Consider the following 15,415-nt stretch of genomic DNA (forward strand, 5'->3'; position numbering starts at 1 on the left):
CCTCACTTAAAATTTGTCAATAAAATCCAGCAAGTCCTTCTGATCCTCTTCGCTGAGACCGGAATCTTCTGCAAAGGCACAGAACAGACAGGTAAGTGAATTTTTAAAGCTCTGGAAATCAGAATCTCCAGAATCCCTGCAGCTGGTCTGGCGATTTTTTATCAGCTCCTTCATCGCATTCCGGAACAACTGGTTCTTCTTATCAAGCTTTCGTCTAAGCTGCAAACAGTGTACGAAGAGACCTAAGGTTACCAGAGGAAGGCTAAAGGATAACAGAATTGCTTTCGCCAGGTAAAAGGCAGCAGCCGGCTGATCCAAATTCGGAATTCCGTTCATCATGCAGATCAGTAGCGAGTATCCGGTGACGATCACAAAAAGAACGCCGGATAAGGTTAAAATTATTTTTTTCATTGAGTACCTCCTCATTCTACGTAGAAGCGGGAATTCAGAAATAATTTTGTTTTCTGCTCCCTTCACTATATATACGAAAACCAGAGAAAGAAATAACACGAAATCTGAAAAAATTTTTGGAAATTTTTCAGATAAGATAAATTTATGGTATACTTACAGAGAGATTGAGAAAAATTACAGGTCTGATATCATATCAGATATTGAAAAGACACTTCCTGACAGTGTGTAAAAATCAACGCTTTGTTAGGAGACTGTCAAATAATCATAGAAGGAGAACAATCATGCCAAAATTTCTGATCATCGACGGCTCCTCCATGCTGTCTACATCCTATTACGGAAATCTTCCCAAATCTATCCTTTTCGCAAAGACGGACGAGGAAAAAGAGAGACACTATTCGGAAATCCTGCACACCTCCGATGGAAAATACACAAATGCCATGTTCACCATGCTTCGCACCCTTCTGGCTGTCTATAAGAAGGTAAAGCCGGAATACGTGGCATTTACCTTTGACATGACAAGAGATACTTTCCGCCGTACCCAGCTTGGCGCCGATTTTTACAAAGCCAATCGCAAGGAGACTGCCCAGCCATTAAAAGAACAGTTTATCCAGATGGAAGAGCTTCTGAAAGCAATCGGTTGTCCGGTATTTATGAGCCAGGACTATGAGGCTGACGATTATGCGGCATCTCTTGTGGAGAAATTCCAGGGCCCGGATCTGCAGACTTATGTGCTTACCAAGGATCACGATTATTTTCAGCTGGTAAGCGAATATACCCGCATGTGGCGTGTTGTTACGAAGGATAAGCTGGAGAATTTAAAGGATGCATATGGCCTGTTTGGAAAAGAGGCTTACGAGGAACTCCCTTCTAATGTATTTGAATATACACCGGAAATTGTCTGTTCTGAGGAAGGGGTATATCCGGAACAGATTCCTGTGCTTCTGGCGATCACTGGAGATCCAGGCGATGGAATTCCAGGCTGTAAGGGCGTTTCCTCAGCAGCAGCGCCGCTTGTAGCAGAATATAAAACCCTGGACGCGATCTATGAAGCAATTGAGGACTGCGAAGACGTGGCAAAGAAAGAAAAGGAACTGAATACTTTCTGGAAAGAAAACCTTGGAATAGGCAGAAGCCCTCTGAAAGCACTGAAAACAAATAAAGAGATGGTATACTTAAGCGAACAGCTGGCAACTATGAAACGTGACATTGAGATAAAAGAAAGCCTGGAAGATATGCGGCTTCATATTAATGCAGAAGAACTGATCAGACAGTTAAAGCGCTACGAAATGAACAGTATTTTGACGGAATATGAAAAAACACTAAAATAGTCAAAATGTAAAGAAAACACTTAATTGTCAGAAAAAAGAGAAAATATCAGAAAAATACAAATGGGTGTTGGTAATGTGTGTTTATTTACACAAAATACATAAATTATTCACAAAACGCTTGCCTAAAACGGAGTAATACGCTATAATTTCCCCATACTACTTATTGATCAATTTCAATAAATTTAATTCATGGAGGGAAATGTATGAAGAAAGATTTGAAAACACTCAATAAGTCTGTTGCCATTGCAATTGCAGCGGCAATGACCGCAACTTCCGCACCGACACCACTTCTGGCGTCAGATTTTACAGATGGAGGAGATTTCGTATCTGAGTCTCCGGCAGCGGAAGCGGACATCACAGAGGAAGCTGCTGTAGAGGCAGATGGCTTCGGAGATGAAACCGCAGTGGCAGCTGTTACCGAGGAGGGCTTCGGTGACAGTGAGGCAGTTGCAGATGCAGAAGAGAGCGGAAGCACCGATGAGGTTGCTGCTTTTGATGCAGAGGCACCTGGCAAGATTGGACATGTTGCATTTGATGAGGAGGATAAGAATGTCCTTATCTGGTATGCGGACCAGAAGGCAGATGAATACCAGATCCGTGTAACAGACGGAGAGTACACTTACCGCTACAATTATAATGCAAGCGAGCCAGAGACCGGTTATCCGTCCACAGTCAACTTAAGCTATAGTCTTACAAATCTTACCATGCGGCCGTTCAAGGTTGACGCAGAAGGAAACCTTGTATACAAACCAGACGGTAAAGACGGATATATTGCAGGTCTTGAGAATGGCAAGACATACAAGGTTTCCGTTCGCGCCGTAAACCGTAACAGCGCAGATGGAACTGTTGCATATGGTGAATGGTCTGACGCTGTAGATTATACCTACGCAAAGAAGGTCGCTGAGCCGAAGAGTGTGACAATTTATGCAGCTGAAAGAAAGAATCAGATTCAGGTATCCGGCGAGAACCAGAACCTCGAGGTTTCCATTAAGGATGAAGCTGGAAATGAATATTATTCTTATGCATATGGAGCAAAGGAACCCTCCTATGTAACTGCTTCAGGTAACTGGCTCAATTTCTATGAGAATTACGGTTATCTGCTTAAAAAGAACGACACCACAGGTCTTTATGAAGTCGCTTCTGATGCAGACGGAAAATATATCGGTGCTTTCCAGAAAGGCAAGAAATATACCGTTAAAGTCCGTGCATATACAGGCTCCGGCGGCGAGAAGAAGGTAGGCGACTGGTCCAATGAGCTGGTTGTAGAAGCAGATGACAGCGGCAGTCTTGTACCAGAGAAGACCGGTAATTTCAAATACAACGATGAATATGAATATGTAAGCTGGAACCGTATCCAGAATACATATGTATCCCAGTACGAAGTTGAAGTAGATGGAAAAGTTGCCTTTACAACAGATTCCAATTATTCCTATCCAAACTTCTATTTAGGAAGAACCTACGGAGAGTTCAAATTTGAAAGAGGTAAAACCTATACCATCCGTGTCCGCGGAATTAATTACAGATATGAGAATGGTGCAAACAAGAAGCAGGAAGGTGAATGGTCTGACGCTTATACAGTAACTTATAAAGCTGTAGATACAAGCCTGAAGAAAGTCTCCGGTGTAACAGCTTCTTCTTATGTTCTCAGCTGGAATCCGGATAAGAATGCAGACAGCTATGAGATTAAGATCACAGACGAAGCTGGACGTGAGTACTTTGAGTCGCTGGCATCCGATCGGAAGAGTGGCCGTTATACCAGAGTAAGCGGCACCAGATATTCATTTGATGACTCTGATTATAACACTTATACAAGTGTAGACGGAGTTCTGGAACCTGTTATTTACCCGGCTACCGGTCAGCCTGTTTATGCATTTGAAGATGGAAAGACTTATAATCTTTCTGTTCGTGCTGTTAAGATCGGAGATGATGGCAAGGAAGTATACGGAGACTGGTCCAATGCATTTGCATACAAAGTAACCGCTTCAGATGCAGGTACCAGTGAGAAGCCTGCAGCTGTTTCCGGTGTAACCGTAAACACAGAGGACAGTGAGCCAACCCTGCGCTGGAATGCACTTGACAATGTAAACCGCTATGAAATCCTTGTAAAAGATTCTGCCGGACGTGAATACGTGCGCTCAGCTTCTCTGAAGGATGACGGAACTGTTGATAAGACCTATTACAGCGTCGGTCGCAGTAATTTCCCAAGTGTTTCCCTGTCAAAGCTTAAAGATGAAGATGAATATCTGTATACATATACAACAGATCCTAAGGTTTCATTTGACCGTGTAAGAGATGAGAATGGCGATCCGATCAAGGCAATGGCTCCTGGAGAATCCTATACCTTCCAGGTACGTGCAGTACGCACTTATACCGTTGATACAGACGGAAAGAAAGTCACAAAGACAGTAGAGGGCGACTGGTCAGCACCGTCCGCAGCATTTACTGTAGATGCTCTTCAGCCGATCACAGATCTTCAGTATGTGAAAGCTGACGACAATTACTATTATTTCACATACAGTGCAAAGGTTGATTTAAACAGCGTATGGTATCAGATTGCAACAGGCACAGAATTTACTACTGCAACTATGGCAAGTGACTGGAGCCGCGTCTATTATGATGGCTCAGCTGGTTCTGCGAAACTGAAGATCAGCAAAAACAACGGTAATCTGGAAGCAGGAAAAACCTATTATGTTCGTGCAGTGAGCAGTGCAGACAGACCGGAAGAGGAAGAGGTTGCAAAACTGAAACCTGCAGCAGTCTCCTTCACTACAGATGCAGAAAAGGCACCTAAGAATGTGACTGGCTTAGAGATGTATAAAGAATCTGAAAACAGCTTCGAATTCCGTTTTGATGCTGTTCTGGAAGATGGCGACTCTTATGAACTCCAGTACACAGATAAGGCACAGCCTTCCGAAGAGGACTGGGTAACAGCTTCTTCCAGTGGTTACTATGATGAAGATGAAGATGAGTACTATGAGGATGATGATGCACTTACATTGAGAAAATCCTTATTAAAAGAAGGAGCAACCTATGTAAGAGTTGTCGCTTATGTAAAAGACAAGAGCGGAAACAAGAAATACGGTACTCCTTCCAATGTAGTAGCTGTCAATGTATCCAAAGCCACTTCAGCGATCAGTAACCTGAAGCTGGTTGAGAAAACACCGGATGGTTATGTATTCTCCTATGACGGAACTGTAAGAAAAGAAGAAGATGTAGAATTCTGGTATTCCGAATCACCTGAATTTGTAAATGATTACAAGGTTACAGATTGTATTTCTGGTGAGAATAATAAGGCAACACTTTACTTTGAATCACTTACACCAGGCAAGACCTATTATGTGCGTGCCCGTGTAAAAAATGATAAGGCAGCTACACTTGCACAGAAATACAGTGCATACACAAATACAGCATCATTTAACGCTGGTATGCCGAATATATCTGTAACAAATGTTATCACAGCTAAGACCGTTACCTTAAAGATGAGCGCTGAAAGCGGATCAGAAAGCTGGCTTACCGGCTATCAGATCCAGAGAAAGAATGGCAAGAAATATAAAACAATTGCCAAAACTACAGACAGCGTTTATAAGAACACCAAACTGAAAGCAGATACCACCTATACTTACAGAGTAAGACCATATTATTATGATTCCGAAACAGGCAAGACCACTTATGGAGCATGGGCTTATAATAAGGTTACTACCTGGGGCGGTGCGCTGAAACTGAAAGCAACACCTAAGAGTACAACTTCTGTAAAACTGTCCTGGACCAAGATCAAAGGTGCTAAGGGATATGAGATTTACAGATGTGAAGGATCTTCTATTGGAGATACTGTAGCAGCTGGCATGGCCAACAATTTTGCTAAGTATAAACTGATCAAGACTACAAGTGCAAAGGCTTCCAGTTATACAGACAAGAAGCTTCAGAGCGGTATGGATTATCACTATCTTGTAAGAGCTTACAAGACTGTAGGAAACAGCAAGTATTACATTGATGAAGGTGTATATGCAAATCTTAGCTTCGAGATGACTACCGTTAACAGAATTTCTTATGCAAACGGTAAGATGAAGTTAAGCTGGCAGCCGGTATATGCAGGAAAGGGTTATCTGGTTGAGAAGAGAAATGAAGAGACTGGTGCATGGGAAACCTATAAGACACTGAAAGCTTCCACATCTTCCATTACATTCCCGGCAGCAGATACGGAAACAACCTATCGTGTACGTGCATACAGAGGACAGGAATACAGCAATGAAATCAGAGCAACAGTTAATCCTGTTTTAGCAACTCCTGGCAATGTAAAAGCGGTTGCAAACAAAGCAGATGGAAGTATTACTGTAACATGGAATCCGGTAGCAGGTGCTGATTACTATCGTGTATACAGAACCACCTCTTCTTGGAACAGATATAACAAAGACAGCAATTCTTACAGCTATAGTTACGGTTCCAGTACAACTGTTCCGAATTATGTTGCTGATTCCACAACAGTCAGCGGATATAAATTCGTTAGTGAACTGAAGGAAACGACTATTACAGATCGCGAGATCAAGTACACCTATAATGGTGCAACAAGCACAGAGTACAAAGGACCGAAAGCAGGAGTAAAATATTACTATTATGTAATTGCTTACAAGAATGGTAAGTCCTATGAGTACAAAGATTCTGCTGACGCAACATACACAAGTGGTGCAAGCAAATCTGCAAGTGCTATAGTTTCCACAGCAAAGATCGCGAAGCCAACCAGTCCAAAAGCGAAAGCAACAAAGGGCAAGATTACTGTCAGCTGGAAGAAAGTAACAGGAGCTACCGGATATCAGGTATACCGTTCCACTAAGAAAGGTTCCGGATATAAACTGGTAGGAACTATTACAAAAGGCTCCACAGTGAAATACGTTGACAAGAGCTCCAAGAAGGCTGGAACCAAGTATTATTACAAAGTACGCGCCGTTGGAAACAACGAAGCAGGTGTTCCAATCTATTCTTCTTACAGTACACCGAAATATGCGAAAGCAAAATAAATAAAGTGTAATAAAATCCCCCTCCTGTTAGACAGGAGGGGGATTTTGGGTTACCCGGATGTAAAAACTAATGCAACTATTCGAATGCAGATATAAGAAAAGAAGACCCGTATCACAGGCCTTCTTTAATAAGCTTACCATCCTTTAAATGCAGAATTCGCTGATTACTGCTCCCTCTGAACTGAAGGGAGAGGTTTTTCAATTCCTGAATAAACTCTCCGTCTACCAGAACGTCGATGCAGGAGAGCATCCGGTCTGTAAAAGGAGTGTAGATCTTACCTCCGGGAACCATATCTTTGTCAAAAAGATATCCACTGTAACACCAGATGGATTTATCCGGAAAGGTACGTCTGATTTCTTCCAGAAGCTCTGCCAGCACAGGCTGGTTCTCTGGCTCAAATGGCTCTCCTCCAAGTAAGGAGAAGCCCTCTATATAAGAAGGAGCAAGCAGCTCCAGAATCTTATCCTGTATCTCCCGGGTAAATGGCTTACCGTAGTTAAAATCCCACGTAGGTGCGTTAAAACAGCCCTTACAGTGGTGCCTGCAGCCAGATACGAACAGGCTTACACGCACGCCTGTGCCGTCTGCTATGTCGTAGGATTTAATGTTTCCGTAGTTCATAACTGATTCCTCTTTTCCTTCTGTGCCTGATAATCAAATGCACACATCTTGCAGAAAGCCTTTTTCAAACACGATTCAGGACTTTCATAGTAAAATACCATTATGCAAAAAAATCCGGACAGAAATCAAAATTATGAAATTCAGAAAACTGTCCGGAGTGTTATGTTCAGTGGTAACGTTATATAAGGTTCTGTAAACGTAGTTCACAGAAAACCCGGGAACCATTACTTATTACAGATGTAATACACGATCCTTGATCTCCTGGGTACGTCCCTGGTTCCAGAACTGGGTACCGATGTATCCGCAGGTTCTTCTGGCAACGCTCATCTTGTCCTGATTGCGGTTACCGCAGTTCGGGCATTCCCAGATCAGCTTGCCGTTCTCGTCTTCTTTGATCTGGATCTCTCCGTCATATCCGCAGACATCACAGAAATCACTCTTGGTATTCAGCTCTGCATACATGATGTTATCATAGATAAACTTCATAACAGAGAGAACTGCCGGAATATTCTGCTTCATATTCGGAACTTCCACGTAGCTGATGGCTCCTCCTGGAGAAAGCTTCTGGAATTCAGACTCGAATTTCAGCTTGGAGAATGCGTCGATCTCCTCAGTAACGTGAACGTGATAGCTGTTTGTAATATAATTCTTATCCGTAACTCCTGGAATGATGCCAAAACGCTTCTGGAGACATTTGGAAAACTTGTATGTGGTGGATTCCATCGGAGTGCCATATACAGAGTAGCTGATGTTCTCAGCTGCCTTCCACTGGGCACATTTGTCATTGAGGCGCTGCATAACCTTCAGCGCAAACGGACGAACCTCAGGGTCTGTATGAGGCTTTCCGTACATTCTCATGCACATCTCATGGAGACCTGCATATCCAAGTGAGATCGTAGAATAGCCGTCATAAAGAAGCTTGTCAATGGTCTCACCCTTCTTAAGCCGTGCAAGAGCACCATACTGCCACAGGATCGGGGCAACATCGGAAACTGTGCCAAGAAGACGCTCATGTCTGCAGCGGAGTGCTCTGTGGCAAAGCTCCAGGCGCTCCTCCAGAATCTCCCAGAACTTATCAAAATCGCCGTCTGAGGAGCAGGCTACATCTACAAGGTTAATGGTAACAACACCCTGGTTAAAACGACCGTAGAACTTGTAGGAACCGTCCGGGTTCTTCTGTTTCTCCTCAACGGTAAGGAAGGAACGGCATCCCATGCAGGTGTAAACATTGCCGTTTTTTAACTGGCGCATGATCTTGGCTGAGATGTAATCCGGAACCATACGCTTGGCAGTACATTTCGCTGCAAGCTCTGTGAGGTACCAATATTTGGAATCCTCGTGGATGTTATCCTCATCCAGCACATAGATCAGCTTCGGGAATGCAGGTGTGATCCACGCACCGCGCTCGTTCTTAACACCCTGCATACGCTGCTTCATAACTTCCTCGATGATCAGTGCAAGGTCATCACGGGTGCGTCCCTCCGGAACTTCATCAAGATACATGAAAATCGTTACAAATGGTGCCTGTCCGTTACAGGTCATAAGAGTGATCAGCTGGTACTGGATCGTCTGGATACCACTCTGGATCTCATCCTTCAGTCTGCGTTCCGATACCTTCTGGATGATCTCATCATCAAGAGGCTCACCGCAAGCCTTACGTTCCTCGATTACCTTGTTACGGATCTTCTGGCGGCTGATGTCTACAAAAGGAGCCAGATGGGCGAGAGAGAAGGACTGTCCGCCGTACTGATTGCTGGCTACCTGTGCGACGATCTGTGTGGTAACGTTACATGCGGTAAAGAAGCTGTGAGGCTTCTCAATCAGTGTCTGGCTGATAACCGTGCCGTTCTGGAGCATATCCTGCAGATTGATCAGGTCACAGTTATGCTCACGCTGTGCGTAGTAATCGGAATCATGGAAATGAATGATTCCCTCGTCGTGAGCCTTTACGATCTCCTCAGGAAGAAGAACACGCATGGTCAGGTCCTTGCTGACCTCGCCTGCCATGTAATCACGCTGGGTAGAGTTAATAGTAGGGTTCTTATTGGAGTTCTCCTGCTTGGCATTCTCATTAATCTGGTCAAGAAGAGCAAGGATGCTGTCGTCTGTGGTATTGGACTTGCGGGTAAGCTCTCTCTTGTAGCGATAGCGCACATACTTCTGTGCAACCTCATAACCGCGCATCTCCATAATGCCGGTCTCTACCATATCCTGAATATCTTCCACATTGACAGCGTGGGAGGATTCAAGGGCACGGGTGGCAATCATATCAGCAAGCGCTGTGATCTGGTAATGACTCAGCCTGTGAAGCTTGGAAACCTCCTCATTCGCTTTTTCAACGGCGTTGATGATCTTCGCCTTATCAAAAATAACTTCCACGCCATTTCGTTTAATGACGTTTGCATTGACCTCAGTACTCATTCTTTCAAATCCCTCCATATATTGTGTTTAAATCTTTAATTACATACTAGATGTTGTGCACTATCAATATTACAGTATTCTACAGAAAAGTCAAGGTCAAAACCATTGATTTTAAAAATCTGTGAAATGTGCTGAATTTTCGTCAGCAGGACAGAAGAATCATTCGGTGATCTCCGGTATAGAGTTCCTGAAATGTGCGGAATCATCGGGGTTATTCCGTATGTGAAATTTTACCGTACACAATAAAACAGTTACTGGATGACCAGTAACATGCTTTGTATGATTTCGCGCCGCAGCTGTGAACAATGTTCACAAAAACACCTGGCGGAATACTGCCTTCTGAATAGTTACGGGGCATGAACAAAGGGCTGCCCTGGGCAACCCTTTCTCGCGTCCGCATCTTCCTCTATTATACTTGGAAAAAAATAAAAATCAACCCTTGACACCACCAGAAGTGAGTCCTCCAACCAGATTTTTTTCAATTCCGACGAACAGAATTACAACTGGAACAATTGCATAGAGGGAAGCAGCAAACAGATACTGCCACTCGATCATATTGTAACCATTGAAAATATTGATACCAACGGTGAGAGGCTTGAAGGTATCAGTGGAGATCAGTGTCAGTGCCACTGTATATTCGTTCCAGGCGTTGATAAATACGAAAATAAGCGCTGTAACGATACCAGGTGCAGCAACAGGCAGAAGGATCCTTAAAAGGGCATGTACGCGGTTACAGCCGTCAATAGTGGCAGCCTGCTCCATCTCAGGGGAGATGCTCAGGAAAGTACCGCGGAGCAGCCAGATAGCAAATGCCTGGTTAAATGCTGCGTTGATAAAGATCAGGCCGATAATGCTGTTGGTAAGATGGAACGCCATCATAACCTTGTAGATACCGATGAGAAGTACAACCGGTGCGAACATCTGGGAGACAATAACAAATCCCAGAAAAGCAGTCTGGCCTTTGAATTTCATTCTGGACAGGGCATAAGCAGCTGGGATACCGCAGACCATAGCCAGAAGAGTGGAGCCTCCTGCGATCACAATGGAGTTCATCATGTAATTGCTCATGGGAGCCAGCTTCCATACGTCTGTGAAGTTGGACCAGATGGCCTCAACAGGGAAAATAGTTCCATTCATGGAAAAGATTTCCGCGCGGCTTTTAAGAGCAGTACATACAGTTACAAAATATGGGTATAAAGTTATCAGACAGATGGCGATGATCACTACATAGAGTAATACACGCAAAACTGTGTTTCTGGTATTTTTTTTCTTAACTGAAGCATTGGTGTTTGCCATATTATTCGTCTCCTTTCTTCAGTACGGAAACCATGTACAGGCTGGCGCAGAAAAGAAGAATCAGGAAGCCGATAACAGATACGGCTGCTGCCTGTCCCTGTTTGCCATTGTAGAAGGCCAGTTTGTACAGATAGGTAACCAGGGTGTCGGTACGGTTGGCAGGGTCACCCTTGGTGATGGTCCATATGATCGGAAAAGAGTTAAATACGTAGATAATGTTCAGGATGGTACTGATGGTAAGATTCGGACGTACCAGCGGGATGGTGATCTGGAACATTTTCTGCCAGTAGCTGGCTCCGTCTACGGCTGCTGCCTCATAGTAGCTGGCATCAATACTCTGCAGACCGGAAAGTACGGTAAAGGTTACAAATGGAATGGTAACAAAAATACCGCAGGCAATTTCCCAGGCGAAATAAGCACCGGCAGTAGGAGTCCAGTTCACAGCGTGGTCAATAATGCCAAGCTTCATCAACAGTGTATTTAAGGTACCGTAATCTGTGTCGATGATGAATTTCCAGATACTTGCCTGAACGATCAGGGTTGTGGCCCATGGGAAAACAACAACGGCACGTGCAAGCTTACGGCCTTTAAATTCATTGTTGAGGAGGATCGCAAGGATAAATCCAAGGAGTGTGGAGATGCCGACTACGGCAACGGTCCACACAAGGGTGTTTTTCAGCACCATGGCAAAAACAGGGCTGCTTGTTACCTTGCGGAAATTTTCCAATCCGGCGAAGCCTTTGATCAGACCAGCTTTGCTGACGTCGCTTAAGGCCATACGGAATACAAAGATAATAGGAACCAGGATGAAAATTGCCATGAGAAGGACACTTGGCAGGATCCATACATATGGTTCCACTTTTTTGAATTTTTTCTTCACAGGGATACCTCTCTTTTTATAAAAATAGCGTTGACGCTGCGCAGACAAGCACAGAAAACGGCGTTTGTTACGCAGAAAAACAGAACCTTCTTGTGACAAATACAAGAAGTAGTGTTTGCTTCGCAAAAAGGTGGAACCTTCTTGTGCCTGGCACAAGAAGTAGCGTTTGCTTCGCAAACTTAAAAATGGACCGGACCCGTAAGTCCGGCCCATTATCTTCCTCGTAATGGGAAAAACAGTGGATTAAGATCAGCCAGCGATTTCTGCCTGAAGGTCATCCAGTAATTCCTGAACGTCGCCGCCAAGAAGAGCATTCTGCTCTACGTTGATAACGCCCTGTTTTACATCTGCCCATTCTGCTTTCGCTGTTGGATAGAATTTACAGCTGTCTAAGATATCAATCCAGCTTGCCATATCTTCGTTAGCTGCTGCGAGAGCCTCGCCGCCGGACTTGGTTGCCGGAAGGAATCCCTCCATGTCAACCCACTCTGTATAACGAGCATCATCATAGAAATAATCAAAGAATGTGGAGATAGCAGCTTTCTCATCATCTGAGTAGTCGTTATCGAAGCACATGAAGCGGTCCATAACACCTGCAGATACAGACTCGCCTGTATTGGAAGGAATGGAAGCAACGCCGTAGTTTACTTCATTTCCGCCTGTAGCAATGTAGGTAGGTAAGCTGTTCGGTGCGATGAGCATAGCTACTTTGCCAGCGCCGAACATATCCTGCAGATCATAACGGGTATCGTTAGCAGGATCGGTGTTTGTGTAACCGGAATTTACAAGATCGATTGCGTACTGGATTGCTTCAACGTTCTGCTCACTGTTCAGTGTCCAGTTACCTTCATTGTCAACAAATCCGCCGCCGTTGTTCCAGGTGTAGTATGCGAATGCTGCCTGACCTTCGTCAGTAGTCATATCGATACCCCATGGATAAATGCTGTCATCATAAGCTTTAAGGGCTTCACAAGCAGCTTTCAGCTCATCCCATGTAGTAGGAACTTCTACGCCTGCTGCATCAAGGATGTCTTTGTTATAGTACATAGCACGTGCAGATGCAAGATCCGGGATAGCCCATACAGTTCCGTCTACTTCAGACTGTGCAAGGAATGCATCGTACATCTTGCTGTAGGTCTCTTCAGAAACAACGTCCTGGATCGGAAGAAGGAGATCATCTGCCTGATAATCTGCGAATACGTCGATATTCAGGACATCAGGAGCTTCGCCATTGGCGATACGGGTATTTACTACGGTGTAGATATCGTTCCAGGAAACAACCTCTACGTTCAGGTTAATGTCCGGGTTTGCTTCATTAAATTCTGTCACGAAGTTCGCCCACCAGTCAGCAGTCTGCTGGCCATACTGTGCAGCAATGACGTTTATGTCTACTTTGTCTGCGGCGGATGCGGTGACCGGAGCCATGGAGAGAGCCATTGATAAAGCTGCGCCTGTTGCTAAAACCTGTTTCATTTTCATAAGTATTACCTCCCTTTAGATACGAGTTGAGGCATTCCATAGATACATCCTTGTACCAAATGGAGTGCCTCTCTGTAGAAAATAGCATACAACAAAAACAGTCAGATGTCAACAGAAATTGGTGAAAAAAACAATGAAAAATATCAAAAACAAAGAAAAACACAACGAAATACACAAAAGAAAAAACAAAAAAACACAAAAGCCATGGAAAAAATGTAGAGAGTAGAATAAAATAACAGATAATTTATAAAAAATTATACAAAAAACGAGAAGTATGGTACGAAATCATACAAATCAGGATTTCTTTGCTCACGAAGAAATTACGATAACCAGGATTTGGTTAAAATGTGGTTTGACATTTCAGGGGCGGATATTATACAATCATATTTAATCGAAAAAAATTCAGGAAAGGAGTATGCGGCAGTCAAAAAGAACTGAGAGGGTAAGCCCTGATGGCATGCACTGCTGCAGAACATAAAATGGAAGAATTATACGCTGCAATTGAGAAAAAAATCAAAGCTTCCGGTTATCCGCGTGAGATTTCCGGTGCAGATGTGTATGATGATATCTGCGACCAGATCGAGGGAAAAGAGAACGGAAGCTATATTCTGCTGTCCAAGTTTGAGGATGATGTAATCTTTGAGTATCATATCACGGTAATGGATGATGATTTTAATCTCGGGGTTCTTACCATGCGTACGCCTGAGGGAGTATTTGAGACCGATTTTGATGAATAAAAGAACTATTCAGACACGCTCTGGCAGAAGAGTTTGCCATACGAAATATCCTGTAAGGTAAGAAATCAGGAAGAGTCTGGATTAAGAAATACCAAAATACAATATTAAGAAATACATAGAAAGTGTGCATAGAATGAAAGTATTGGAAATTATTTTGCCCGTACTGGTGATGATCCTTCTGGGTATGGCCTGCAAGCGGCTGAAACTGCTGGATCAGAATGGAATTAACAATATGAAGCTTCTGGTGACCCAGATCATGCTTCCTGTGGCAATTTTCCATGCCCTTGCTACGTCAGAATATAATAAAGAAACCGGAATTCTGGTTGGAATTATGTTTGTAATGCTGGTTGTTTCCTTTAGCATCGGTTTTTTACTCCGCCCGCTTATGCCGGCAGAGCGTTACCGGAAATATCTGCCCTTTATGGTCAGTGTATACGAAGGCGGTTCCATGGCCTATCCTTTATATACCAGCCTTTGCGGAGCGGAGAATCTTTCCCAGATCGCTGTGCTGGATATTGCAGGTCTTCTGTTTGGCTTCAGCGTCTATATGGGAATGCTCGGACAGGTGGAAAACGGGGAAAAGATCGATCCGGGAAAACTGTTTTCCAGTGCAATACGCACACCGGCGTTTATTGCAAGTGTGCTGGGAATTATTGCCGGACTTACCGGTGTGGTGCAGAAGCTTCTTGCCGGACCGTTTGCAGGTACCTATACAAGTGTGGAGAACATTCTCACCACTTCCATAACCTCAGTTATTCTGCTGGTGGTAGGATTCAGCATTGAATTTGATAAGAAACTTCTTTCCCCATGTATCAGGACCATCGTACTTCGTGTTCTTCTTCAGGCAGTTATGATCGGGGGAGTGCTGCTGGCAATACATTACATAGTAGGGGATCATCTTCTTTTGAACCTTGCAGTGATCAGCTACATGTCCGCTCCAGCCACATTCAGTATGCAGACCTTCCTGAAGAGTGAGGATGGAAGCGCTTATGTTTCCACCACCAATTCTCTGTATTGCCTGGTATCCATACTGGTGTATGTGGTCATGGCATTTGTAGTTTATTGATGCAGAAAAAGAAAGCTTCAGACAGTATCATTTCTGATATTGTTCTGCAGCTTTCTTTTTTTGTTGGATTCGGGGAAAATATACCGCAAAGTGGGGCGTGCAGATTGCGGGAATGATTTTTCAGATACGCTCCAGAGTGTGTCTGCATGAAACCTCTCTGCTT

10 protein-coding genes and 1 pseudogene are annotated in these 15,415 nt (G+C 43.8%); 5 read left to right on the plus strand and 6 right to left on the minus strand.

Features of this window, described 5'->3' with window-relative positions; all coding sequences use genetic code 11:
• Nucleotides 1-6: 6 nt before the first annotated feature.
• Nucleotides 7-411: a hypothetical protein gene (locus ABHC48_RS04010; RefSeq protein WP_195699200.1), complete on the minus strand. Its 405-nt coding sequence runs from the start codon at nt 409-411 to the stop codon at nt 7-9.
• Nucleotides 412-692: 281 nt separating this feature from the next.
• On the opposite strand from ABHC48_RS04010, the gene ABHC48_RS04015 reads away from it, so the two are divergent.
• Together ABHC48_RS04015 and ABHC48_RS04020 are read left to right on the plus strand one after the other, a co-directional pair.
• Entirely contained in the window at nt 693-1,739 is a 1,047-nt protein-coding gene (locus ABHC48_RS04015) for a 5'-3' exonuclease H3TH domain-containing protein (RefSeq protein ID WP_195699199.1), read from the plus strand.
• Between the two features lie 203 nt (nt 1,740-1,942).
• The gene (locus ABHC48_RS04020) at nt 1,943-6,751 is read left to right on the plus strand and encodes a fibronectin type III domain-containing protein (RefSeq protein WP_195699198.1); all 4,809 of its coding nucleotides are present in this window, start codon (nt 1,943-1,945) and stop codon (nt 6,749-6,751) included.
• 112 nt (nt 6,752-6,863) lie between these two features.
• On the opposite strand, the gene nrdG is transcribed toward ABHC48_RS04020, so the two are convergent.
• The 5 genes from nrdG to ABHC48_RS04045 form a co-directional block, all read right to left on the minus strand.
• On the minus strand, nt 6,864-7,373 hold the full coding sequence (gene nrdG, locus ABHC48_RS04025; protein WP_195699197.1) for an anaerobic ribonucleoside-triphosphate reductase activating protein: 510 nt from the start codon (nt 7,371-7,373) through the stop codon (nt 6,864-6,866).
• Between the two features lie 231 nt (nt 7,374-7,604).
• Nucleotides 7,605-9,794 carry an anaerobic ribonucleoside-triphosphate reductase gene (gene nrdD, locus ABHC48_RS04030; protein ID WP_118578071.1) on the minus strand — a complete coding sequence of 730 codons (2,190 nt, stop codon included), beginning with the start codon at nt 9,792-9,794 and terminating at the stop codon, nt 7,605-7,607.
• A 432-nt stretch (nt 9,795-10,226) separates the two neighbouring features.
• Complete coding sequence (locus ABHC48_RS04035) at nt 10,227-11,090, minus strand: carbohydrate ABC transporter permease (RefSeq protein ID WP_118578072.1); 864 nt, start codon at nt 11,088-11,090, stop codon at nt 10,227-10,229.
• 1 nt (nt 11,091) lies between these two features.
• Nucleotides 11,092-11,970: a sugar ABC transporter permease gene (locus ABHC48_RS04040; RefSeq protein ID WP_227199023.1), complete on the minus strand. Its 879-nt coding sequence runs from the start codon at nt 11,968-11,970 to the stop codon at nt 11,092-11,094.
• A gap of 249 nt (nt 11,971-12,219) precedes the next feature.
• Nucleotides 12,220-13,449: an extracellular solute-binding protein gene (locus ABHC48_RS04045; protein WP_243284473.1), complete on the minus strand. Its 1,230-nt coding sequence runs from the start codon at nt 13,447-13,449 to the stop codon at nt 12,220-12,222.
• A gap of 479 nt (nt 13,450-13,928) precedes the next feature.
• On the opposite strand from ABHC48_RS04045, the gene ABHC48_RS04050 reads away from it, so the two are divergent.
• The 3 genes and pseudogenes from ABHC48_RS04050 to ABHC48_RS04060 form a co-directional block, all read left to right on the plus strand.
• Complete coding sequence (locus ABHC48_RS04050) at nt 13,929-14,186, plus strand: hypothetical protein (RefSeq protein ID WP_148462016.1); 258 nt, start codon at nt 13,929-13,931, stop codon at nt 14,184-14,186.
• A 133-nt stretch (nt 14,187-14,319) separates the two neighbouring features.
• On the plus strand, nt 14,320-15,252 hold the full coding sequence (locus ABHC48_RS04055) for an AEC family transporter (RefSeq protein WP_195699196.1): 933 nt from the start codon (nt 14,320-14,322) through the stop codon (nt 15,250-15,252).
• 67 nt (nt 15,253-15,319) lie between these two features.
• Nucleotides 15,320-15,394 (plus strand): annotated as a pseudogene (locus ABHC48_RS04060) (DUF6783 domain-containing protein); the annotation flags it as partial.
• Nucleotides 15,395-15,415 lie beyond the last annotated feature (21 nt).

Origin of the sequence: Ruminococcus sp. 1001136sp1 (genome assembly GCF_039841815.1) — a bacterium.
Taxonomy (GTDB): Bacteria; Bacillota; Clostridia; order Lachnospirales; family Lachnospiraceae; genus Blautia_A; species Blautia_A faecis.